This window comes from Runella aurantiaca (assembly GCF_003339505.1).
In the GTDB taxonomy this organism is placed as follows: domain Bacteria; phylum Bacteroidota; class Bacteroidia; order Cytophagales; family Spirosomataceae; genus Runella; species Runella aurantiaca.
Genome location: NZ_QPIW01000025.1, coordinates 14,263 through 36,052 on the forward strand (window position 1 = coordinate 14,263; position 21,790 = coordinate 36,052).

A 21,790-nucleotide genomic window follows, 5' to 3' on the forward strand; every position below is an offset into this window, starting at 1 on the left:
TTGGAACCTTGGAAAGACTCCGTTCTTACCACAAATGATGCACTTGCGGCTTGATGTATTTTTCATAAATACCGTTGACGGCCGCGCGTTGTTCCGCGCTCAAATCGGAGATACGTAATGCTTCCAAGTTGGCGGTTGCCTGTTCGGGATTGGACGCCCCAGGAATAATCGTGCTGACGGCCGCAAATTGTAAAATCCAACGTAGCGCTACGGGTGCGAGGTTGGCGTAGGCGGGGAAAACGGCCTTTAGTTCTTCTACTGCGGCTAAGCCAGTTTCGTAATCAATGCCCGAGAAGGTCTCTCCTTTGTCGAATCGTTCGCCGTTTCGGTTAAAAAAACGATGGTCGCCAGCGGTAAAAGAAGAACTTTGGGAAAACTTTCCTGTGAGCAGGCCGCTCGCCAGCGGTACCCGTACAATGACGCCCACGTTGCGTTTCTGCGCTTGTTCAAAAAACAGCTCGGCAGGACGCTGACGAAACATGTTGAAAATGATTTGGACCGTCGTAACGTTTTCGTATTCAATGCCTTTAAGGGCTTCTTCTACTTTTTCGACGCTGATGCCTAAGTTCAGGATTTTCCCTTCTTCTTTCAGGCGGTCAAACAATTCAAAGATTTCGGGACGGTAATACACTTCCGTGGGCGGGCAGTGGAGTTGAATCAAATCGAGGGTTTCGAGGCCCATGTTTTGAAGACTGTCCTCTACGAATTTGCGCAACACCGCTGGCTGATAGGCTTCGTTGACGTGCGGGCTGAGTTGACGTCCGCATTTGGTGGCTACATAAATCCGCTCGGAGCGGCTCTTGACAAACTTACCTACGGCTTTCTCGCTTTCGCCAGCCCCGTATACATCGGCTGTGTCTATAAAGTTAATGCCTGCATCAACGGCGGCGTGCAGGATTTTTTCGGCGTTGTCGTGGCTGAAATCGTCGCCCCATTTGCCGCCTACCTGCCACGTGCCGAGGCTGATTTCTGAAATGTTAAATCCTGTCTTTCCTAATCTTCGATAATTCATCAGTAATTAATTTTAATGGTCTGCTTCAAGTTTACTATTTAATAGGTTGTCGCGGAAATTTCTACTTACTCATTTTAACGGGAGTGGATTTTTAGGAACTAAATAGGCCGTTACTTTGTAATTTATATGTATCTACATATATTTATTGTGGGATTGATTTTGCACCGCAAAATGAAAAGAAACGAATTTATAAAAACTGCCCTGGGAGGGGCTATTGCGATGGAATCGTTAAAAGATTTGTATAAATGGAACGAACAACTGGCCGTTAAAGACAGTCTGATGCCGATGTTGTTTGTGGGGCATGGCTCGCCCATGAATGGTATTGAAAACAACGAGTTCAGCCAAAACTGGAAGAAATTTGGGACCGAAATTCCCGTACCTACGGCCGTATTGGTTGTGTCGGCCCACTGGTATATCCCTAGCACCAAGGTCACGGCCATGAATGTTCCGCGGACGATTCACGATTTCGGGGGCTTTCCCAAGGCGCTGTTTGATGTTCAATATCCCGTGCCGGGCAGCCCAGCGTTGGCCCAAGAAACCGCGTCGCTGATTCACAAAACAAAGGTAGGCCTCGACCATGAATGGGGCCTCGACCACGGCACTTGGACGGTGGTGCGACACATGTATCCCAAAGCCAATATTCCCGTTTTGCAGTTGAGTATCGACTACACAAAACCCCCGCGCTATCACTATGAGTTGGCAAAAGAACTAGCGGCGTTGCGCAAAAAAGGCGTGCTGATTATCGGTAGCGGCAACATGGTTCACAACCTTCGTATCCTTGACTGGCAATTGACCGATAAAGGCTATGATTGGGCGATTGAAATGAATGAGACTTTTAAGTCATTGATTATCAAGAATGAACATGATGCGCTGATTAATTACGAGCGTTTGGGGCAAGCAGGAAAACTGTCTATACCTACGCCTGAACACTATCTGCCGCTGTTGTATATTTTGGGCCTGAAAGAAGAGAAAGACAAAGTAAGTTTCTTCAACGATAAAACCATGTTAGGGGCTATTTCCATGACGTCGGTGAAAGTAGGATAATGCCATCATTAATCGCCAAAAATGCGCTCGTTTGTCAGAGAATGAGCGCATTTCTGGTTTATGAAAGGGTTGGTGACGGGTTTATCATTTCAGTATTTTCTTCGACAGAAAAAAGGTATTTTTGTTGGTATTCCAACCCTCTACCCATGAGTAACGCAAAACTACCGATTGATAAGACCGACAATTATACTTCTGAAACAGCACAGGCGCGTCGGGCGTTTGTGACGGAGAAGACGGGTGTTGATTTTCAGCACCTTGCGCAATATTCGTTTGAGCCGTCGGTGCTAAAAGGCAATATCGAAAACTTTGCGGGCGTTGCGCAAGTACCGATTGGTTTTGCGGGACCGCTAAAAGTGCTTGGTGAATACGCCCAAGGCAATTTTTATGTGCCTTTGGCCACCACCGAAGGTACATTGGTGGCGAGCTACAACCGTGGCATGAAACTCTGCCGCGAAGCGGGGGGCATTACCACCACCGTCATGGACGACGCCATGCAGCGCGCACCTTTGTTTGTATTCAAAAATGCCCGTTATTCAAAAGCGTTCGGAGAATGGGTAACCGCTCATTTTGACGAATTAAAAACCAAAGCGGAAGAAACAACGTCGGCTGGAAAACTGCTTGATATTGAGCAATATACCGTTGGTAAACTCCATTGGCTGCGCTTTAACTATTCTACGGGCGATGCCGCTGGGCAAAACATGGTGACCAAAGCCACGCACCGAGCCTGTCATTGGGTGTTTGACCAAAACATCGAAGGGTTGGAGCATTTCACGATGGCCGCCAATATGGATACCGACAAAAAACACTCGCACCTAAATACCCTCCAAACGCGCGGTAAACGCGTAGTGGCCGAGATTACGCTTCCGAACGAATTGCTGCAAGGCATCATGCACGTAAGCAGTGAAGCGCTGTTTAAGCAGCGACAATATTCAAACGCGGGATCGATGTTATCCAATGCCATCAGTAACGGGTCTCATTTTGCCAATGGAATCACGGCTATTTTTATCGCTACTGGGCAAGACGTTGCCAACGTTGCCGAATCCTCAGCGGGCATCGTTTATGTAGAATTGAAACCCAACGGAGATTACTATTTTTCCATCACGATTCCTTCCCTTATTGTGGCCACTTACGGCGGCGGAACGGGTTTAGCTACGCAACGAGAGTGTTTGCAAATGATGGATTGCTTCGGTGCGGGAAAAGTGAATAAATTAGCAGAAATTGTGGCCGCAACGGTGCTTTGCGGTGAGTTGTCACTGGGCGCGGCCATCGTGGCCAACGAATGGGTCAGCAGTCACGAACAATACGGCCGCAATCGTTAAAATACATCATTCTCACTCCTGAATTCTGACTTCTAACTCCTGAAATCATGTATCAAGACATTCTTTTTTCACAAGCAGATGGCATTGCCCGCATCACGTTCAATCGCCCGTCGGTGCTCAATGCCCTTAGTCCCAATCTCATCGCCGAGCTCACCGACGCTACCCAAAAAGTGGCTTTGGACGAATCCGTCAAAGTACTCATCGTGACGGGTACGGGCAGGGCATGGTCGGCGGGAGTGGATTTAAAAGCCCTCAACGAAAGCATTCAGGGCGGGCATTTCTCCAATTTTGAGGTCATGGAAATGGGCGTTGCCTTTATTTTGGCGCTTCAATCCATGCCTCAAGTGACCATCGCGCAGGTAAACGGACATTGCTATACGGGTGCGACGGAATTGATGATGGCATTCGACTTGGTCTATGCCGCCGACGAGGCACAAATTGGCGATACGCACACCAAATGGGGCATTGCGCCCAAGTGGGGTATGACCCAGCGGTTGCAACAAAAAGTAGGTTTGATGAAGGCCATGGAAATGTCGTTTACGGCGCAACCCGTGTCGGGTAAAGAAGCCGAGCGTATTGGACTGGTGAATAAGTCAGTGCCTTTAACTGAGCTGGAATCCACGGTAAATCAGGTAGCTGAAAAAATCATCGGAAACTCGGCCCAGACCATTGCCGCCATGAAAAAGATGTACTATTTCGGCGCCAATCACGGCCTGCATCGCGGCTTGGAATACGAATGGGACGCCGATTTTAAAATCACGGACCGGGAGGAATTTTTAAGGAATTTTGAGAAGAATAAATAAATACGCGAAGACTTGGAAAGTTTTGCACACTCAAGAATACGAAACTTTCCAAGCTTATGCTTCGTAAAATTAAAGATAAATAAAGATAATTTTTGGTAGAATAAACTATTGATAATCAAAGCATTAAATGGTGTAATATTAATAATGTCATTAATTTATTACTAAAATAAATGTCTGTTCAAACCAAAATCCAAACCTCCCAAGACTACTATCAAAGTCTCAAAGGCCGCAAACTGAAAGTATATTTGTTTGGGGAATTGGTGGAAGAACCTTCCGAGCATCCCATGATTCGTCCGTCGGTAAATGCTGTGGCCGAAACCTACGATTTGGCGCTTCAGGAGCCTGAATTGGCGTCGGTGATTTCGCCTTTTACGGGCGAGCGCATCAACCGCTTTCTGCACATTTCGACGAGTGCTCATGACTTGGTCTTGCAAAACAAAATGCAGCGAAAACTCGGGCAAAATACAGGTACGTGCTTTCAGCGTTGCGTGGGGATGGATGCATTCAATGCGCTGTTTTCGACGACGTTTGAAATGGACAAAAAACACAAAACGCCGTATCATGAGCGATTTGTGGCCTTTTTGACCGAAATGCACCGCCGCAATTTTGTCATCGGAGGGGCCATGACCGACGTCAAAGGCGACCGCAGCAAAGCCCCGCACGAGCAAACTGACCCCGATTTGTTTGTGCACATCACCCGCCGCACCTCCGAAGGCGTGTACATCACGGGAGCTAAAGCGCACCAAACGGGCTGTCTCAATTCGCATTGGTTACTGGTGATGCCGACCATGCGGTTGGGCGAAAAAGACAAAGACTACGCTATCGTAGGCGCGGTGCCTGTGGATGCGCCGGGCATTACGTACATCTACGGCCGACAATCGTGCGATACGCGCAGCATGGAAGGCGGCAGCATGGATGCAGGAAATGCCAATTTTGGCGGACAGGAAGCGATGGTGATTTTTGAGGATGTATTCATTCCTAATTCCCTGATTTTCATGGACGGTGAATACGAATTTGCGTCGATGTTGGTGGAGCGTTTTACCTGCTATCACCGTCGGAGTTATGTATGCAAAAGCGGCGTGGGCGATGTGTTGATTGGGGCGGCAGCAAACATTGTGGAAATGAACGGAGCCGAAAAAGCGAGTCACATCAAAGACAAATTGGTAGAAATGACGCACCTCAACGAAACCATTTACGGCACGGGCATTGCGGCTTCGTACCAAGGCTACCCAACCGAATCGGGGGCGTACTTACCCGATGATGTATTGGCCAATGTCTGCAAACACCACGTGACGCGTTTCCCTTACGAAATCAGCCGTTTGGCGCAGGATTTGGCGGGTGGATTGATGGTTACGTTGCCTTCCGAGCAGGATTACAACAACCCCGAAACCCACGAACTCCTCAAAAAATACCTCAAAGGCAAACCCAACGTACCGACGGAAGACCGCTTCCGCATGTTTCGCCTCATCGAAAACATGACTTTGGGACGCAACGCCGTAGGCTACCTCACCGAGTCCATGCACGGGGCCGGTTCGCCCCAAGCCCAACGGATTCAGATTGCGCGTTTGATGCAATTGGAATACAAAAAACGTCTGGCAAAAGTATTGGCAGGGATTGAAGTGGCTGATACCGAGACCGTAGTGGAAGAGGCAGGAAGTTATTTTGGGCGGGTGTTTGAACTGCTTTGAGTTTATATTTCGCGACTACCTAATGTTTTTTGAAATGAATCTTCAAGTCATCACAATACAAAAAGTGCAAATTTTATTCCCCGAGTTGGAGTTATGGCTATTTAAACAGCCGGAAGACACGTTATTATATTTTTACAATGGTAGCTACGAATGTGATGAGTTAAATTTAGATTGGAGAGAAGATGAGAAAACCGTTGGAATAATCATAAATGGAAATCTAACTGTTACAGGGAATATTTGGAATTCTGAAACAGATGGTGGAATTAGTTTGATTGTAATTGGTAATTTATCTGCAAAAAATATTGTAGTCGGTGGGCAGGAAATCTATATTGAAGGTAATTTGTGGGTACAAAATCTACTTTATGGATCCTATAACCACGGTGATATGAGAGTGAAAGGGGATATTCAAGCGAAAGTAATTGTAGCAGATGATTATCAATTTTCTTGTAATGGTGTTTTTACAGGCAAAAAAGTCGGTCAGTCTTTTTTTGATGAATCAAATGGCATTTGGTTAGATGCCGATATAGAAAACTTTGAGGATGTATTTATTGATGAGGTTTTAGGTGTTGAAGAATTATATTTTGAAGAGGTTATAAACTTGTTACAAAGGGACATAAATCCATTGGTAGTTAATTTTGAGTTTCCAATCATATCTGCACGGGCTCCTATTCTGCAAGCGATTTTATCGTCTAAATTGATTACGCAAAATTCAAATTGGTATGGCTTTGAAAAAAGTTCTTATTTGTTTGAAGTAGTCACCAATCCGGCAGAAAACGATAAATGCTTAATCATTAATACTGAGAACGATAAATTTGCTTATAAGCTGGCTTCCGAAACAATATCCATTTTCATTTGGGATAAAGACACAGAAAAATTCAATGAGATTAATTTATCAGAATATCCTTTAGTAAGACGGGTATGTCGTTTCTTAAAAGAAGCAGGTAAAGCATTCATCGAAAAAACGACGATTAATCGTAAACAGAAAGAAGGATATGAGTTGTTTTTAGATTATTTAGGGGATGTATTAAGCCCTAAAGACAAAGAATTTATTAGAAAGAAAATCAAATTGGCAATTGATGACCCCTACAATTACATCCTAAAATATAAACAAGATTGTGAGGCGCGTAGCATTCAGAAAGAGGATGAGTTATTGTCGTTTTATGCACTAATAGATGCACTAAAAGAAAAGAAAGTAGCCATAGAAATTCATGAGCAACAAACCGTTGGAAACGCTCTTGAAAAATTATTAGGCTTACCAATATTTGAAGAATTTTCTTTAAATATATCATCTCACCAATTAAAATTGGGACGAAAATTATTCAATTTTTACAGGGACGTATTGGTAATAAATGATTTCTTACCATACCGAGTTATGGTTCTACGTGTATTTGGGGGAGGTACGTTATTCTATTTCATTTGTGACAATAGCCAAGGTACAGGGAAAAAATTACAGGAAGCATTAGATGCAGTTTTTGATAGTATGACACTTCAATACCCTACATTATTCTGAATCAGTACTTAGACTTCACCACTCCAACATCACCAAACCCACCCCCTGCCGAGGCAGCGTGGTTGAAAAAATCAATTGTCCGTCTTTTACGGTTTGGCGCTTGGACTCGCCGTAACGGGCCAGTTGTCCCGCTTTTTCCAGTTCGGTGATTTGCTCCGCCGTAGGATTGGGCGGTGAGCCCATTTTCTTCCACACTTCGTAGCTGTTACTGTGCTCGTTATCAATGCGGTACTGCGTGATTTTTACTTTTTTAGCTGGAATGTTTTTGAGGGTTAGGTCAACCGTAGCCGCCGTGCCCGCGACATCATCGTCGTGGTAATTCCAAAGCATCACGGCTGCCGTGCCTTCGTCTTTGGTGGCCAATCCGCCGATGTCGGGAGTGGAGCGGCGAACGCTGGAATCCCGTACCGCGAGTGTGGGGTACATGAAGTTTCCTTTGACGTCCACGCGTTTTCCATTCATCATCCCAAACATTCTGAATACGTTCAAAACGGGTTTATCCACGCCGTTGGTGGCCAGATCCCGAAATCCGTAGAACCATGGTTGGTCTTCAAATTCAAACGACCACGAAACCGCCCCTTTGAAATTGACTTGGTGCAAATCAGCCAAGGCGTATTTCCGCGCAAACGAAGCCGCCGTGTAGCTCGAATACATGGTGCCGTTGCGGTAGGCATTTTGCGGGTCGGTTTTCATGCCGCATGCCGCGCAACCTTCGGGGTCAGATTCACCGATGATGATGGGCGTATTTTTAAGTTGCGGAAACGACGCCACGATCTCAAAGCCCGTCGAAATATCCCGCAATTGCGTTCCCATGTTCATTTGTACGTGCCCGTTCACGAGTTTGGGCGCGCCTTTGGCGTGAAATGCCACAAAATCCAGCGGCGTACCGATTTTGCCCGTCACGTAATTAGTGTCTTGGGTGCAGTGTTTCAAAAAGGTTTTCAGAAAATTACCCCCTCTGCGTCCTGCTGGGCCCGTTACGTGCGGGCCGCCGATTTTGGCCGTGGGCAACGCCCGTCGCACAGCGTCGGCGGAGTAATCGTACAATTTGCAGTATTCCTGTACTGTACCACTCCAGTAAGGGCTGTCGGGTTCGTTCCACAATTCCCAATACCAGCTTTCCACTTCTTTTTGCCCATACCGCGCCACCGAATGTTTGACCCACTGATAGACCAATTCAGCCCATTTTTTATAGTCTTTGGGTGGATAAGTCCAGCCTGTATAAATGGTGTTGTAAGGTTGGCCGGGCACCCAATTGTGCCGATAGGGCTGCGGTTTGGTCGAAAGTGCCTCGGGCATAAAGCCGATTTGAGCGAGCGGTTTCATACCGCGCTCGATGTAGGTATCAAAAATTTTATCTACAATCGTCCAATCGTATTTTGGATTTTCCTGCGCGTCTTCGGTATAGGCGTTGGTTGAACCCCATTTTAGCGCGGGCGTTCCGTCGCCAGTGGTGAGCAGGTTGTGGGCGCGTACGTATACAGGTACGGGGCTGAGGGCGGCGATTTCGGTCAACAATTTTTTGCCGTCTTTCATGTAGGTATAATTCGGCTCGTCGTAGCCAAACCACGCCCAGACGGGTTGCATGGGGCCGATTTCTTGGCTGAAATCAACGGTGAGGGTGGCTTTTTGTCCCCAACCACTTATGCAGCAAAACCACAAAATCAAAATTCTGGCGAAGGGTATGTTTTTCATTTTTTTTAGTATTACTAAAAGGAGAACGTAATGACGGCTCAAGTAAGCCTTTTTGTGACTTTATTTATTAATAAGCAGGATTGAATAAACTTTACTTCCTGAATTTTGTTTTTCCAAGAAAAGAAGGCAACAAGCGGCCTCTTTTTTGACTATTTTTGCGAAAATTTACACTCACATACCGCTCTGATAAATCGGATGAAAATCAGTCTTCACCAACAAGAATCCTTCGAGCGCCGTCACCACGGCCAAAGTCCCAAAGATTTACAGGAAATGCTGAAAACGGTCGGCGTAGCTACGCTCGACGAGTTGATAGAGCAAACGGTGCCGGCGGCTATCCGTCTGGCCCAACCGTTAAACTTACCCGCCCCGAAGTCAGAATTTGACTTTTTGAACGATTTGAAAAAAGTAGCGCGTCAAAACCGCATTTTTCAATCTTACATCGGAACTGGTTATTACGATACCAATGTACCCAACGTGATTTTACGGAATATTCTGGAAAATCCCGCCTGGTACACGGCGTACACACCTTACCAAGCCGAAATCGCGCAGGGACGTTTGGAGATGTTGCTCAACTTCCAAACGGCGGTCATTGACCTGACGGGCATGGAAATCGCCAACGCCTCGTTGTTGGATGAAGCCACCGCCGCCGCCGAAGCCATGACGATGCTCCACAGCCTTCGCCCTGCGGCCAAGAAAAAAGCGGAAACGTTCTTTGTGTCAGACCGTTGTCATCCACAAACCATTGATTTGATTTATACTCGTGCTACTCCATTGAATATCAATGTAATAGTGGGCGACCATACCAAGGTAGATTTGACGGATCCTGCCATTTATGGCGTGTTGGTGCAATATCCTGCTACCGACGGTGAAGTCATTGATTATACCGATTTCATCGCTGCGGCGCACGAACTGAATATTTTTGTGGCCGTTGCCGCTGATTTGTTAAGCCTTACTTTATTAAAAGCTCCCGGTGAAATGGGCGCTGATGTAGTCGTAGGTTCAGCCCAGCGTTTTGGCGTTCCGATGGGTTACGGTGGCCCGCACGCGGCGTTTTTCGCTACAAAAGATGCCTTTAAGCGTCAGATTCCGGGCCGTATCATTGGCGTGTCTATTGATTCCGAAGGGAATCGGGCGCTACGTATGGCCCTGCAAACGCGCGAGCAACACATTCGTCGCGAAAAAGCGACTTCCAATATTTGCACCGCTCAGGTGTTACTTTCGGTCATGGCGGCGGCTTACGCTGTCTATCACGGACCCGAAGGTTTGAAAACGATTGCTTCCAAAATTCACGGCTTGACCAAAGCCTTTGCCGACGCGGTGTCGCACATGGGCTATGAAGTGTTGACCCAAAACTATTTTGATACCGTTACGGTAAAGGTGCACAATGCCGATAACTTGCGTGAAGAAGCCGAAAAACGTTGGATTAACTTACGTTACAGCGCTAATGGGCACGTAGGTGTTTCGTTTGACGAAGTAAAGTCATTCAGCGATTTGATTGCTATCTTGGATTTGTTCGCCACGGTTTCAGGCGAAGGTGTGGAGATGACGGTTCCGAGCGAAGTGGACGTAACTTTCCCCGAAAACCTAGCCCGTCAGTCGGATTACTTGACGCATCCCGTCTTCGGAACCTATCATACCGAGCACGATATGCTTCGTTATTTGAAGTCGTTGGAAAGCAAAGATTTATCGTTGGTTCATTCCATGATTTCGTTGGGTAGCTGTACCATGAAGCTTAACGCAACGGCCGAGATGATTCCCGTTACCTGGCCTGAGTTCGGTAAGATGCACCCTTTTGCCCCCGTAAATCAAACGGCAGGTTATCAATTGTTGTTCAAACATTTGAACGATTGGCTGTGCGAAATCACGGGCTTCGCGGCCATGTCGCTGCAACCCAACTCGGGTGCGCAGGGCGAGTACGCGGGCTTGATGGTGATTCGGGCGTACCACGAGGCGCGCAGCGACAGCCACCGCAACGTGGCCTTGATTCCGTCGTCGGCGCACGGCACCAATCCTGCCTCGGCCGTGATGGCGGGCATGAAAGTGGTAGTGACCAAATGCGATGAGCGCGGAAACATCGACGTAGCTGACCTCAAAGCCAAAGCCGAGCAGTATAGCAACGAATTGGCGTGTTTGATGGTGACCTATCCTTCGACCCACGGTGTATTTGAAGAAAGTATCATTGAAATTTGCCAAGTTATCCACAATCATGGTGGACAAGTATACATGGATGGGGCAAACATGAACGCGCAGGTAGGCTTGACCAGCCCCGCCACGATTGGCGCGGACGTTTGTCACCTCAACTTGCACAAAACATTCTGTATTCCTCACGGTGGCGGTGGCCCGGGTATGGGTCCCATCGGTGTAGCCGCGCACTTGGTGCAGCATTTGCCAAGTCACGTTACCCTCACCGATGGAAAAGCGGCGGGGGCGGTTTCGGCGGCGCCTTATGGTTCTGCCAGCATCCTGACCATTTCGCACGCTTACATTGCCATGATGGGAGGAGAAGGCTTGACCAATGCCACCAAAATGGCGATTTTGAACGCCAACTACATCAAGCAACGCTTGGCGGGAGACGGTCAATTTGAAATCCTGTACACGGGAGCAAACAATCGTTGTGCGCACGAAATGATTGTGGATTGTCGCCCGTTCAAAGCCGTGGGAGTGGAAGCCGAAGATTTGGCCAAGCGCTTGATGGACTACGGATTCCACGCGCCAACTTTGTCGTTCCCAGTAGCGGGTACGCTGATGATTGAACCGACAGAATCGGAGTCAAAAGCAGAACTGGACCGTTTTTGCGATGCTTTGTTGAGCATTCGTGCCGAAATCCGCGAAGTGGAAGAAGGTATTGCCGACAAAGCCGATAACGTTCTGAAAAATGCCCCTCACACGGCACGCGTGGTATTGACCGAAAATTGGGAGCGTCCTTACACTCGCGAGAGAGCAGCTTTCCCGTTACCTCATTTGCGTTTCAATAAGTTTTGGCCAAGCGTAAGCCGCATCGATTCGGCCTATGGTGACCGTCACTTGGTGTGCGCATGTGTTCCGATTGAAGAATACGCGCAGGCAGAAGCATAATCAAATAAACCAGATTTTTGGTTGTTGATAGCTGACACAAATTAATAAATCCCCCGGTTGCTTTGGCGGTCGGGGGATTTTTATTGAAAATGACAAAAAGCATTTTTTGGGGATGTTGTTGGTCATAAAGCGTTTGGTGGGAAATGGTGAATATTGAACATCACAAAAACAATTTCCCAATGAAAAGAAGAGAACCAGTTTCGCACATCATGACCAAAAACGTGTTTACCGTTAAAGTAACCGACGATTTACACGAAGTAATTGAATTAGTTAAAAAGAATCACATTCGTCACTTGCCCGTTTTGGACGGGACAGAAGTGGTAGGAATCATAAGTAGCACGGACATTAATCGGCTAACATTCAGTTCGTTGTTTGAAAATCAGGAAGGCGCCGACGAAGCCATTTTAGAAATGCTTTCCATTCAACAAGTGATGACCCAAAAACCGCGTACGGTGGAGGCTTCTCTGAGCATCAGAGAAGTGGCCGAAATCCTTACGACCGAAGAATACCACGCTTTACCAGTGGTTGAAAATGGTCATTTGGCGGGTATCGTGACCACCACCGACGTGATAAAATATATGCTGGAACAATACTAGCTTTTAAAACAATCTACCAAACGGCGTGGTTTGTAGCAATACAAATACGCCGTTTTTTTTATGCATACTCCTCTTACGCTTTTTTGGTTTCGTCGCGATTTGCGCTTACACGACAATGCTGGGCTTTATCACGCGCTCAAGTCAGGCAATCCAGTTTTGCCCGTTTTTATTTTTGATGCCGAGATTTTGGACCAACTTGAGGACAAAAAAGACCGTCGGGTAGAGTTTATTCATCTGGCCATCCATGAACTTCAAACCCAATTAACACAACTCGGAAGTACACTCATTGTCAAATACGGCAAGCCCTCAGAGGTATGGCAGCAGCTTTCGGACGAATATGACATCGCTGAAATCCATACCAATCACGATTACGAACCCTACGCCCTTGCCCGCGACAAAGCCATCGGTGAGTTTTTGAACAGTCGAGGGACGGCTTTTTATACCCACAAAGACCAGTGTATTTTTGAAAAAAGCGAAGTACTTAGCGGCGCGGGAACGCCTTATACTGTTTTTACGCCTTACAGTCGCAAGTGGAAAGAAACCGTCAATGAATTTTACCTGCGTTCGTACCCGACTGAGGCGTATTTTGATGCTTTTCTGAAAACGCAGCCGTTGGAAATTCCTTCCCTCAAAAGCATGGGATTTGAGGCTGTGGGCCAGCCGTTTCCGGGGAAAGAAGTCCGAAAAGAACTCATTGAAAACTATAAAGAACGTCGTGACATACCGTCTATTCCCGGTACTTCGCGGTTGAGTGTACACTTGCGTTTTGGAACCATTTCGATTCGAGAATTGGCCCGAAAAGCCCAAACGTTGAACGAAACTTTTCTGAATGAACTGATTTGGCGGGATTTTTACATGCAAATCCTCTGGCATTTTCCGCACGTAGGGCAGGGTAAAGCCTTCCGGTCAGAGTATGATAAAATTGAATGGCGACATGATGAAGCCCAATTTCAGGCGTGGTGCCAAGGCCGCACGGGCTACCCGATTGTGGATGCCGGTATGCGCGAACTCAACGCCACGGGTTTTATGCACAATCGTGTGCGGATGGTGGTGGCGAGTTTTCTGACCAAACATCTGCTCATTGACTGGCGTTGGGGCGAAGCCTATTTTGCCCAAAAACTATTGGATTACGATTTATCGGCCAACAACGGCGGCTGGCAGTGGGCGTCGGGCTCGGGAACGGATGCGGCGCCTTATTTTCGGATCTTTAATCCCACTTCGCAAACCCAAAAATTTGACCCACAACTTGTATATATCAAAAAATGGGTTCCCGAACTCAGCAGTTTTGAGTATTCGCAGCCCATCGTTGACCATGCGTTTGCGCGGGAGCGGTGTTTGAAAGTGTATCAAAAAGCGTTGAAGGGAATATAATTGTTTTGTCGTTCCGTTTGTTTAAATTGCATAAGCAAACCGATTAAAAGCATGAAAATCAAGGATATTATTACCATTGACCCTGAAATATTGGGCGGCACACCTGTTTTTACAGGAACGCGTGTGCCGGTGTGGTCATTGTTTGTGCATTTAGAAAAAGGAGTATCACTGGAAGAATTTTTGGATGATTTTCCGACTGTAAAGCCTGAATATGCGGTTGCTTTATTGGAAATAGTACAGCAGACGTTTTCTTCCGAAAAGACAATCCGTCAGTTATATGAAAGTGCTGCTTGATGAAAATGTGCCTCGTAAATTCAAGTTTAGATTGGCAGACTTTGATGTTTTGACAGTGCAGGAAAAGGGATGGAATGGGAAGAAAAATGGAGAGTTGCTAAAATTAATGCTTGCTGAAGATATTAGGGTATTATTGACCGTTGATAAAAATTTGGCTTATCAACAGAATTTTGATAAATATCCAATTTGTGTTTTAGTAATTGATACACGTGATAACTCCTATGATTCTTTAATGACATTTTTACCGCAAATAAAAGAGGTTCTAAATGCTGACTTTTCGGTTGGTTTGGTACTGATTAGTCATTAAAAATTTCCTTCACTTCAACAGCCGCGCTTCCAATTCTCCTTTATAACTCCCCGCCAGCGGAATGGTGACATTGCCTACCGTCACCTGATGGCGTTCCATTTTTTGAATGGCGTTGAGCGCCACCAGATACGATTTATGAATGCGTAAAAAGCGGTCGGCTGGCAGCTGGGCCAGCATTTCATTGAGCGTCATGCGGGTCGTGACCTTGCAGGTGCGTTCGTGGATAAACAGCAGGTTGGTGTCTGACTGAATGTACAGAATTTCGTCTACATTGACCCGGACCCAATCGTAACCGTCTTTGACAAAGATACCGGACGACTCTCCCGTCTTTTTGGCGTGCTGTCCCAAAGCGCGGTTGCAGGCCTGCAAAAAACGCCCGAATTCGACGGGTTTGAGAAGGTAATCCAGTGCGTGCAATGCAAAACCTTCCACTGCATAATCGGGATAGGCCGTCACAAAAATGATTTGTGTTTTGCTGTTATTGAGCAATCGGGCAAAATCTGTGCCGAGCATATCGGGCATTTGTACGTCCAAAAACAAAACATCAACGGTATTTTGGCCCAGAAATGCCAAAGCATCTGCCGTACTTACAAACGTGTGTGTGAGGCTGATAAAGGGTACTTTTTCGGCGTGCCGGCGCAAGATTTCGAGGGCGGCGGGTTCATCATCAAGGGCAATGGCAATCATTGTTTCAAAATCAGTAAAGTTCCAGTTGTAAATGTATTTCAAAAACGCCGGTTTCTTCTTTTATCTTCAGCGTATGTCGGTGGGCATAGAGTAATTTCAGGCGTTGTTGTACATTGGCGATGCCCACGCCGTGGCCTTTGCGATGGGCTTCCTTTGCAATTGTGCTATTTTGAAGATAGAAATCAAGGGTCTGATTTTCAACGTATAGCTTCATACGAATAAAACATGGATGCTCCATGCTGATGCCGTACTGAAACGCATTTTCTACAAAGGGAATCAACAGCAACGGGGCGATTTGGGCAGGCTGGCCGTCGTAGTCAATGTGGATGTCTAAGCGAATGCTGTCACGGTGGGGCAATCGGGCGCGTTGCAGGGTGAGGTATTTGTCCAAAAAAGCCAACTCACTTTCAATACTGATATACGGCTTGGCTGATTCCTGCAAGGTAAAGCGCATGATACCCGCCAATTGTTGTACCAAATCAGCAACGGTGTCGTTGTCGGCTCCGGCGGCTTCGTTGTAGATCGTATTGAGGGTATTAAACAAAAAATGGGGGTTTATTTGTGATTTCAGCGCTGTCAGTTCGGCTTCTGTTTTTTGTTGCTGCAACACCAACCGTTCCCGACGTGCCCGAAAAGCATCGGCGATGTATCCAAAAACGATGATGAGTCCCATCAAAACCAGTGTAATAAGGCTGCTTTCATCAACAAACTCTGGCTCTCGGTCTTGACGAAACTGAAGCAGTTCAAACACCAGCCAGGTGAGGGCCACTATCCACGTCCAATACCACCAACGTTTTTCGGAGGCTAAAAACCACCACTGAAAAGGCCCTCTATAATTGAGCCAGCCCATTGTCCAAACTCCCGCGACCAAAAGTACATAGCTCGCCAAAAATTTACCGAATCCGCTTAGGCTTTCTCCATCGTTGCCGAATTGCGTTTTTAGGCTTATGTACAGCAAAAGCCCCAGGTAACCGCTGAACGTAACCGTCAACAACAGGAACACTAAACGACTGTAAGGGAAGGATTTCATTCGACTTTTTTGAGGGCGGTTTCGTCTGGTTTCAATTTGGTCATTTCTTTGGCCGCTTGGTCACTGGCGGTACGTTTAAAATAGAGGGCATTGCTGAGGTAGTCATAATCGACAATACCTTTCAAAAAGAGCGTTTCGTTGGCATTAACGGTAAAGGTCATGCTTTTCTTTTCGGTAATAAAGTCGCCTTCGGTTTCTACCCTAATTTTCCCAGCAGGGATTTCCAGTCGAAAGTATTCGTTGTTGCTGAATCGTTGTGTAACCGCCTGACTGTTTATTTTCACCGTAAAGTCAGACCCAAAATAATCTTTTCTTCGGTATAGCACCACTGTTGCCCGTTCGGCGGAGGGCGGCTCTTCTCCAAAACCAGGAAAGTAAAGCCAAAGCAGCATAATTGTTCGGAGTTTCATGGCTGTATATCAGACTTTTGACTTCCGTTTATGGCTTTTGCTGATGACGAAGATGCTTTGGATAAATACCTGATGTATACGGTCAACGGGGGCGTTGGAAAGGAGTATATTATTGTCTGTTTTCCAGGGCACGGTATTTATTCCCAAGCGGTAGCCTATCCGAAAGACCGAGTTCAGGCTGACGGGGCGAGTGGGCCGGATGGTTCGCTCCAGTGAAAGTTCAAAAAAGGTGTTTTGGTGTACTAACGCGGGCGATTGCCCAACGATAGGCGTAGAAAGGAGATTGTTAAAGGCCAGTGTTTGGGAAGCATCGGTCGTATATACGCTGGCGGTGGATTCAACCCTGCCAATGCCTATGTTGATAAAATACTGCCGGTTTCGCTCAAAAAAAACGGCGTAGCCAGCATTCAGCAAGTACGCAATATAACTCCCGGTGACTTTGGTTTGTTTTTTTGTATCGCTTCCTGGAAGCCCATAGATGGCTTCCACCCCAAACTTATAACGCCCCCCCTGCAAAGCACCGCCGTAGGAAGCGATGGTGTTGAATTGGACGGCTGAGTACCCAACCCCCTGACTTTTAAATGCCTGCCTCAGGTGTGGATAATGCGTTACGTTAAAATTGACGAACGGCGCCCCGATGTAAATATGTGAATGCCATTTAAACTCATCTGGATCGGGAATGCTCACCGAATCCTGCTGCGCGTTGCTTTGGAGAAAAATACCTGATACAATCAGTAATAATAGAGAAGAAAGTTTCATGAGAGGATTACAATTAAATAGGTTGTAAAAATTTTCATAGCTGTTAACAGGCTTGCCGGTTAGACGATACAAATCAACCTACTGATGGATGATTTCGCAAAGGTTTGTGGCCAAAGCGACGGAGTTTGTGGGCTAAGTCAAAAAGTTTGAGGTGAGTAGGTTGTTTTCGTTAACTTTGAATAAATAAGCACTACTTCAAACCTTTACCAAAGATGAACGATGAGCGCTTTTAAAAAACTCGGTTTTTTGTCTATTTATCTCATGATTCTGCTTTCAAACGGCATTTTCATATTTACTCACGGTCAATTTACGTGGACAGGGGTATTGTTTGCCTACGGCTTGGTGCCTTTGGTGGATGCGCTGATGGGGAAGGATAAAAACAACGCCCGCAAAGAAGATTTTGAACAACTGATGAACGACCGTTTTTTTGACGGGGTGGTGTATTCGTTGGTGTATGTCCACCTGATTCAATTGGGGCTGGCCGTATTTGCCATCCTGACCTATGAGATGACGCTGTTTCAGTGGATAGGCTACGTGCTGTCATTGGGGATTTTTGCGGGAACCATGATCAACGTAGCGCATGAGTTGGGTCATCGCAGCAGCAAAACGGCGCAGTTTCACGCCAAACTTACGCTCATGACGGTGTGCTACATGCACTTTTTCATTGAGCACAATCGCGGGCACCACGTGTGGGTAGCTACTCCGTACGACCCCGCCACTGCCCGCAAAGGGCAATCGCTGTATGCGTTTTGGTGGCAGAGCGTTACGGGAAGTTTTCGGAGTGCTTTGGCGATTGAGAAACGCTTGCTGGAAAAAGCCAAGGTTCCGTTTTGGAGTATCAAAAACAACATGATTTGGGTGGTGGTGTTACCGTTGCTCTTTTGCGGTTTGTTGACCGCCTTGGGCAGTTGGCAAGTAGGGCGTTTCGCTTGGGAGGTGATTCCGTTTTTCTTCGGGCAGAGCCTTGTGGCTTTTTTATTGTTGGAAAGTGTCAATTACATTGAGCATTACGGCATTGTGCGACGGGAAACGGCCCCTGGCAAATACGAGCGCGTCAATCCGTTGCATTCTTGGAATGCCAATCATCTATTCAGTAATTTGGTCCTGTTTCAACTTCAGCGGCACTCCGACCACCACGCCTACGCCTCGCGACCGTATCAGGTGCTGCGGCATTTTGACGAAAGTCCGCAACTCCCTTTCGGCTATCCGCTTATGATTTTGATGGCAATGGCTCCGCCGCTGTGGTTTTCGGTCATGGATAAGCGTTTGGAGCGCTGGCAAGGCTATGTCTATGATTCACAGCACATTGCGCAGGTAGTGCGGGATATGGCGTAGTAAAAGGGATTCGGTAATTAGAAAGGAATATTTTTCGTTATATTTGATAAAAAAACACCAAAAAGTCATGGTACAAACCACCCAGCAAGCGGCACAACTGCCCCGTACCTTAGAAGAGTTCTTGGACTGGGAGCCTACCGATGGCTTCAAGTATGAATGGAATGACGGGGAATTGATAAAATTTGTAGGAATGAAACAACAGCAATGGTACGTTTACGAGATTCTCCAAAATCTTTTTTTTGAGAAGGGCTACATCAAATCAGGGACATTCATGGCTGAACCCGATGTGATGTTGACGGGTCTCCAAATGAGACGGCCCGATATTGCTTACTTTACCCGTGAGCAAATCAGACAGGGGCGTGCAAACCAAGATGTAATACCGGAATTTGTAGTGGAGGTTATTTCTACTAACGACCAGATTATCTCTGTTAAAAACAAACTCCGTGAGTATTTTAAGTACGGTGTAAAAGTGGCTTGGCTGGTGTATCCTGATGCGCAGGAGGTGGAGGTTTATACGTCTTACAAAGAAGTGAAGATTTGCACCGGCACCGATACGTGCTCAGCGGCACCTGTACTGCCCGAATTTGAAATAAGCGTAGCGGCTATTTTTGCAGAATAAAAGAAGAAAATATAAAGTGTTTACAAAAAAAGCCACTTCAGCAGAGGTGGCTTTTTTTTGTCATTTTTAACCTAACTTAATCTTTCAAATTCAAAGCGGCTTTTACTTCGGCGTAGTTTTTCCAATCAATGGCGCCCAAGCGGCCTGCTACATTCCCTTTCACGATCACGACCCGGTATTTGAGCAACCCTTTGTATAAGTTCACGTAATAATCAATACTTTTATTGGCCAACTCAGGGGCAGTGGTGCTCACAGCAGATCCGCCAGGCCCCAAGCGCAAAACATTGGAAAAACAACTCAGTTTTCCTATATTATTTGATAGAACAATGTTCACACCGTGGCTTGCGTAGTCGTTGGCGGAAGTGCCTGAGCGTCCCGGAATCAGGTATTCGCTCACCCCAACTGCTCCATTAGAGATATATTCTACCAAGTTGGGACTCTCAAAGACGCGGTATTTAACATAGATGTAAATGGCATCTTTTTGCAACGTCTCTTTGGTGTAAAGTGGGAAATCAAATTCTACTGCGGGGAATTGATACCGATTGGGAACCCCGTCGGCAATATAAGGTGCAGTACTTACTTCAGGCGATGCCCACTCGGTATAAATTACGTTGCTGTTGCCCGTGTCACCCGTAGGGCCTTTGCTGCCAGTTGCGCCATTGGGACCGTTTATACCTGCGGTACCGTCTTTGCCTGCTATACCTTGGGGGCCTACGTCGCCCTTCGGACCTTTGCTGCACGCTGCTACAACGCAGAACAGCAGCAATCCATATATGATTTGTCTGACTTTCATTATCTTATCGTATTTTGAGGGTAAGAGAGCGTTTAATCAGGGATATTGAAGGCAGCTTTAACGGCGGCGTAATCGTTGAGGTTGAGATTGGCTATGCGCCCTTTGGTACTGCCATAAATCACTACATGCCTATACTGTGGTATATCTTTGATAAGAGCCCGGTATTGGTCGTCGGTTAGGTTTTGTAGCTCCGGTACTGCCGGTGCTGTAGTACTGGCAAATGTTCGGCTCCAAACATTGATAACCGGGTCAAAAAAGTTTTCTCTCCTTCCTCCGGTTATGAATGCATTAGATACGCCAAAGTCTTCAGAGCGATTTTGTGTACGACCAGGTATTTTAAAGTAACTGTTTAGTGAGGTAGAGGTGGTTATGGATTCTACTAATTCACTGGATTGGGTATTGGCGTTGTATCCCAAGGAGTTGTACTTGATATAAGTCATAATGACACCCTGATCTATGGCTTCTTTGGTGAAGGCGGTTTCTGAAGTATTGGTGCCGCTAAATTGTAGAAAGGAGCCGCCAGTGCCTCGGCCAATTTTATCGGTAGGAAAACCTTTCCAAGCGGTATATACCACTTTGGCCGTGCCTTGGTCGCCTTTGGAGCCCGTAGCTCCGAGTGAACCTGGGGCACCTGCGGCCCCGTCTTTACCGGCTACTCCTTGTGGCCCTTGCGGACCCAAATCGCCTTTAGGCCCTTCACAGGCCAAAAAACAAATAGCCATTAATAGGCTGCTCATTGTCAGTGTTCGATTAATTTTCATTTTTTAAAGTGTAAGGTTTTTTTACTGATTTAACATTACAAAATTGGACTGGAATCTATTTTTGAGTGCCCCCCAATTCGGGGGGCTTTAGAGGCTTTTTTGGGGATTGCCCTTTAATTCAAACACAGAATTTGATTCGATAAAATGGGTGTTGCCAAAACTGCCTGTTCTTTGACGATGATTTTTGTCACCATAGGCTCTTTCCCATCCGACAAATTGATGTAGTACTTGCCATTGGACAATTCATTGAGGTTCAAATCGAAACGATGCTGGGTGATTCGTTTGGTCAGTTGTTCGAAATAAATCAGGTGCTGATTTTCGTCACGGACATACAGAAAGAATTTCTTCCCATACTCCTTGCTGACCGCAACCCGAACTTTGGAAGTACCTGAAACGGGATAAATCGAAGCCGAGAATGAAGGCGTTTCTACGGTTGACTGGGCTGTGGCCTGAATGTAAGTTGTTACCATCCCGAAAAAGAAAATGAGGGTAAAAAGGGGCGTTTTCATGGTTGTGTTGTTTAAGAGTTATTAATAAAGTTGGGTAAGTGTGCCTTATGCCACCCGTTGAGGTGTCTAGTTTGCATTGATCAAATTTCGGTATATTTCAGGCGCACCGTTGCCGCCAATTTGGGTGGTATTTCAAGGCCCAGAAATAAAAAAAGCCACTCCCGAAGGAGTGG

At 46.5% G+C, this 21,790-nt stretch carries 21 protein-coding genes; 12 read left to right on the top strand and 9 right to left on the bottom strand.

Annotated elements, in window-relative coordinates:
* Window positions 1–25: 25 nt before the first annotated feature.
* Window positions 26–1,012, bottom strand: coding sequence for an aldo/keto reductase (locus tag DVG78_RS22755; protein WP_114463335.1), 987 nt, complete (start codon window positions 1,010–1,012; stop codon window positions 26–28).
* A gap of 219 nt (window positions 1,013–1,231) precedes the next feature.
* On the opposite strand from DVG78_RS22755, the gene ygiD reads away from it, so the two are divergent.
* From ygiD to DVG78_RS22780, 5 genes are all read left to right on the top strand, one after another.
* On the top strand, window positions 1,232–2,056 hold the full coding sequence (gene ygiD / locus DVG78_RS22760) for a 4,5-DOPA-extradiol-dioxygenase (protein WP_445508810.1): 825 nt from the start codon (window positions 1,232–1,234) through the stop codon (window positions 2,054–2,056).
* Between the two features lie 146 nt (window positions 2,057–2,202).
* Window positions 2,203–3,375, top strand: a complete 1,173-nt coding sequence (locus DVG78_RS22765) for a hydroxymethylglutaryl-CoA reductase (RefSeq protein WP_114463337.1) — start codon at window positions 2,203–2,205, stop codon at window positions 3,373–3,375.
* Between the two features lie 47 nt (window positions 3,376–3,422).
* Window positions 3,423–4,178 (top strand): enoyl-CoA hydratase/isomerase family protein, encoded by a 756-nt coding sequence (locus DVG78_RS22770; RefSeq protein ID WP_114463338.1) that lies wholly within the window; start codon window positions 3,423–3,425, stop codon window positions 4,176–4,178.
* A 170-nt stretch (window positions 4,179–4,348) separates the two neighbouring features.
* Window positions 4,349–5,866 (top strand): 4-hydroxyphenylacetate 3-hydroxylase family protein, encoded by a 1,518-nt coding sequence (locus DVG78_RS22775; RefSeq protein WP_114463339.1) that lies wholly within the window; start codon window positions 4,349–4,351, stop codon window positions 5,864–5,866.
* 34 nt (window positions 5,867–5,900) lie between these two features.
* Window positions 5,901–7,376, top strand: a complete 1,476-nt coding sequence (locus tag DVG78_RS22780) for a polymer-forming cytoskeletal protein (RefSeq protein ID WP_147277154.1) — start codon at window positions 5,901–5,903, stop codon at window positions 7,374–7,376.
* A 15-nt stretch (window positions 7,377–7,391) separates the two neighbouring features.
* On the opposite strand, the gene DVG78_RS22785 is transcribed toward DVG78_RS22780, so the two are convergent.
* Entirely contained in the window at window positions 7,392–9,071 is a 1,680-nt protein-coding gene (locus DVG78_RS22785; protein WP_114463341.1) for a GH39 family glycosyl hydrolase, read from the bottom strand.
* Between the two features lie 195 nt (window positions 9,072–9,266).
* On the opposite strand from DVG78_RS22785, the gene gcvP reads away from it, so the two are divergent.
* From gcvP to DVG78_RS22810, 5 genes are all read left to right on the top strand, one after another.
* The gene (gene gcvP / locus DVG78_RS22790; protein WP_114463342.1) at window positions 9,267–12,146 is read left to right on the top strand and encodes an aminomethyl-transferring glycine dehydrogenase; all 2,880 of its coding nucleotides are present in this window, start codon (window positions 9,267–9,269) and stop codon (window positions 12,144–12,146) included.
* Window positions 12,147–12,325: 179 nt separating this feature from the next.
* Window positions 12,326–12,742, top strand: a complete 417-nt coding sequence (locus tag DVG78_RS22795; protein ID WP_114463424.1) for a CBS domain-containing protein — start codon at window positions 12,326–12,328, stop codon at window positions 12,740–12,742.
* Between the two features lie 60 nt (window positions 12,743–12,802).
* Complete coding sequence (locus DVG78_RS22800) at window positions 12,803–14,113, top strand: cryptochrome/photolyase family protein (RefSeq protein WP_114463343.1); 1,311 nt, start codon at window positions 12,803–12,805, stop codon at window positions 14,111–14,113.
* 51 nt (window positions 14,114–14,164) lie between these two features.
* On the top strand, window positions 14,165–14,407 hold the full coding sequence (locus tag DVG78_RS22805; protein ID WP_114463344.1) for a DUF433 domain-containing protein: 243 nt from the start codon (window positions 14,165–14,167) through the stop codon (window positions 14,405–14,407).
* The gene (locus DVG78_RS22810) at window positions 14,391–14,714 is read left to right on the top strand and encodes a DUF5615 family PIN-like protein (RefSeq protein ID WP_114463345.1); all 324 of its coding nucleotides are present in this window, start codon (window positions 14,391–14,393) and stop codon (window positions 14,712–14,714) included. Before DVG78_RS22805 ends, DVG78_RS22810 begins: the two co-directional genes overlap by 17 nt.
* Window positions 14,715–14,723: 9 nt before the next feature.
* On the opposite strand, the gene DVG78_RS22815 is transcribed toward DVG78_RS22810, so the two are convergent.
* Genes DVG78_RS22815 through DVG78_RS22830 form a run of 4 tightly spaced genes read right to left on the bottom strand, consistent with a single transcriptional unit; the run spans window position 14,724 to window position 17,600 of the window.
* Window positions 14,724–15,443 (bottom strand): LytR/AlgR family response regulator transcription factor, encoded by a 720-nt coding sequence (locus DVG78_RS22815; RefSeq protein WP_229598295.1) that lies wholly within the window; start codon window positions 15,441–15,443, stop codon window positions 14,724–14,726.
* A complete protein-coding gene (locus tag DVG78_RS22820) occupies window positions 15,412–16,431 on the bottom strand; it encodes a sensor histidine kinase (protein WP_114463347.1) in 1,020 nt (339 codons plus the stop codon). Before DVG78_RS22820 ends, DVG78_RS22815 begins: the two co-directional genes overlap by 32 nt.
* The gene (locus DVG78_RS22825; RefSeq protein WP_147277155.1) at window positions 16,428–16,841 is read right to left on the bottom strand and encodes a hypothetical protein; all 414 of its coding nucleotides are present in this window, start codon (window positions 16,839–16,841) and stop codon (window positions 16,428–16,430) included. Before DVG78_RS22825 ends, DVG78_RS22820 begins: the two co-directional genes overlap by 4 nt.
* Window positions 16,842–16,850: 9 nt before the next feature.
* Complete coding sequence (locus DVG78_RS22830) at window positions 16,851–17,600, bottom strand: hypothetical protein (RefSeq protein WP_114463349.1); 750 nt, start codon at window positions 17,598–17,600, stop codon at window positions 16,851–16,853.
* Between the two features lie 219 nt (window positions 17,601–17,819).
* On the opposite strand from DVG78_RS22830, the gene DVG78_RS22835 reads away from it, so the two are divergent.
* Together DVG78_RS22835 and DVG78_RS22840 are read left to right on the top strand one after the other, a co-directional pair.
* A complete protein-coding gene (locus tag DVG78_RS22835) occupies window positions 17,820–18,935 on the top strand; it encodes an alkane 1-monooxygenase (protein WP_114463350.1) in 1,116 nt (371 codons plus the stop codon).
* Between the two features lie 67 nt (window positions 18,936–19,002).
* A complete protein-coding gene (locus DVG78_RS22840) occupies window positions 19,003–19,554 on the top strand; it encodes a Uma2 family endonuclease (RefSeq protein WP_114463351.1) in 552 nt (183 codons plus the stop codon).
* A 76-nt stretch (window positions 19,555–19,630) separates the two neighbouring features.
* Here DVG78_RS22840 and DVG78_RS30415 read toward each other — a convergent pair whose 3' ends face one another.
* From DVG78_RS30415 to DVG78_RS22855, 3 genes are all read right to left on the bottom strand, one after another.
* Window positions 19,631–20,347, bottom strand: coding sequence for a collagen-like protein (locus tag DVG78_RS30415; RefSeq protein WP_114463352.1), 717 nt, complete (start codon window positions 20,345–20,347; stop codon window positions 19,631–19,633).
* Window positions 20,348–20,379: 32 nt separating this feature from the next.
* Window positions 20,380–21,108 carry a collagen-like protein gene (locus DVG78_RS22850; RefSeq protein ID WP_147277156.1) on the bottom strand — a complete coding sequence of 243 codons (729 nt, stop codon included), beginning with the start codon at window positions 21,106–21,108 and terminating at the stop codon, window positions 20,380–20,382.
* Between the two features lie 113 nt (window positions 21,109–21,221).
* Window positions 21,222–21,617, bottom strand: coding sequence for a T9SS type A sorting domain-containing protein (locus DVG78_RS22855; RefSeq protein ID WP_114463354.1), 396 nt, complete (start codon window positions 21,615–21,617; stop codon window positions 21,222–21,224).
* Window positions 21,618–21,790: the final 173 nt, after the last annotated feature.

What these genes read in the sequence shown, in the direction of transcription:
- DVG78_RS22810 (WP_114463345.1), top strand. Translation starts at nt 14,391, where the DNA reads ATGAAAGTGCTGCTTGATGAAAATGTGCCTCGTAAATTCAAGTTTAGA.
- DVG78_RS22780 (WP_147277154.1), top strand. Translation starts at nt 5,901, where the DNA reads ATGAATCTTCAAGTCATCACAATACAAAAAGTGCAAATTTTATTCCCC.
- DVG78_RS22765 (WP_114463337.1), top strand. Translation starts at nt 2,203, where the DNA reads ATGAGTAACGCAAAACTACCGATTGATAAGACCGACAATTATACTTCT.
- DVG78_RS22755 (WP_114463335.1), bottom strand. Translation starts at nt 1,012, where the DNA reads ATGAATTATCGAAGATTAGGAAAGACAGGATTTAACATTTCAGAAATC.
- DVG78_RS22805 (WP_114463344.1), top strand. Translation starts at nt 14,165, where the DNA reads ATGAAAATCAAGGATATTATTACCATTGACCCTGAAATATTGGGCGGC.
- DVG78_RS22820 (WP_114463347.1), bottom strand. Translation starts at nt 16,431, where the DNA reads ATGAAATCCTTCCCTTACAGTCGTTTAGTGTTCCTGTTGTTGACGGTT.
- DVG78_RS22830 (WP_114463349.1), bottom strand. Translation starts at nt 17,600, where the DNA reads ATGAAACTTTCTTCTCTATTATTACTGATTGTATCAGGTATTTTTCTC.
- DVG78_RS22785 (WP_114463341.1), bottom strand. Translation starts at nt 9,071, where the DNA reads ATGAAAAACATACCCTTCGCCAGAATTTTGATTTTGTGGTTTTGCTGC.
- DVG78_RS22855 (WP_114463354.1), bottom strand. Translation starts at nt 21,617, where the DNA reads ATGAAAACGCCCCTTTTTACCCTCATTTTCTTTTTCGGGATGGTAACA.
- DVG78_RS22795 (WP_114463424.1), top strand. Translation starts at nt 12,326, where the DNA reads ATGAAAAGAAGAGAACCAGTTTCGCACATCATGACCAAAAACGTGTTT.
- DVG78_RS22840 (WP_114463351.1), top strand. Translation starts at nt 19,003, where the DNA reads ATGGTACAAACCACCCAGCAAGCGGCACAACTGCCCCGTACCTTAGAA.
- DVG78_RS22850 (WP_147277156.1), bottom strand. Translation starts at nt 21,108, where the DNA reads ATGAAAATTAATCGAACACTGACAATGAGCAGCCTATTAATGGCTATT.
- ygiD (WP_445508810.1), top strand. Translation starts at nt 1,232, where the DNA reads ATGGAATCGTTAAAAGATTTGTATAAATGGAACGAACAACTGGCCGTT.
- DVG78_RS22770 (WP_114463338.1), top strand. Translation starts at nt 3,423, where the DNA reads ATGTATCAAGACATTCTTTTTTCACAAGCAGATGGCATTGCCCGCATC.
- DVG78_RS22775 (WP_114463339.1), top strand. Translation starts at nt 4,349, where the DNA reads ATGTCTGTTCAAACCAAAATCCAAACCTCCCAAGACTACTATCAAAGT.
- DVG78_RS30415 (WP_114463352.1), bottom strand. Translation starts at nt 20,347, where the DNA reads ATGAAAGTCAGACAAATCATATATGGATTGCTGCTGTTCTGCGTTGTA.
- gcvP (WP_114463342.1), top strand. Translation starts at nt 9,267, where the DNA reads ATGAAAATCAGTCTTCACCAACAAGAATCCTTCGAGCGCCGTCACCAC.
- DVG78_RS22835 (WP_114463350.1), top strand. Translation starts at nt 17,820, where the DNA reads ATGAGCGCTTTTAAAAAACTCGGTTTTTTGTCTATTTATCTCATGATT.
- DVG78_RS22825 (WP_147277155.1), bottom strand. Translation starts at nt 16,841, where the DNA reads ATGAAACTCCGAACAATTATGCTGCTTTGGCTTTACTTTCCTGGTTTT.
- DVG78_RS22800 (WP_114463343.1), top strand. Translation starts at nt 12,803, where the DNA reads ATGCATACTCCTCTTACGCTTTTTTGGTTTCGTCGCGATTTGCGCTTA.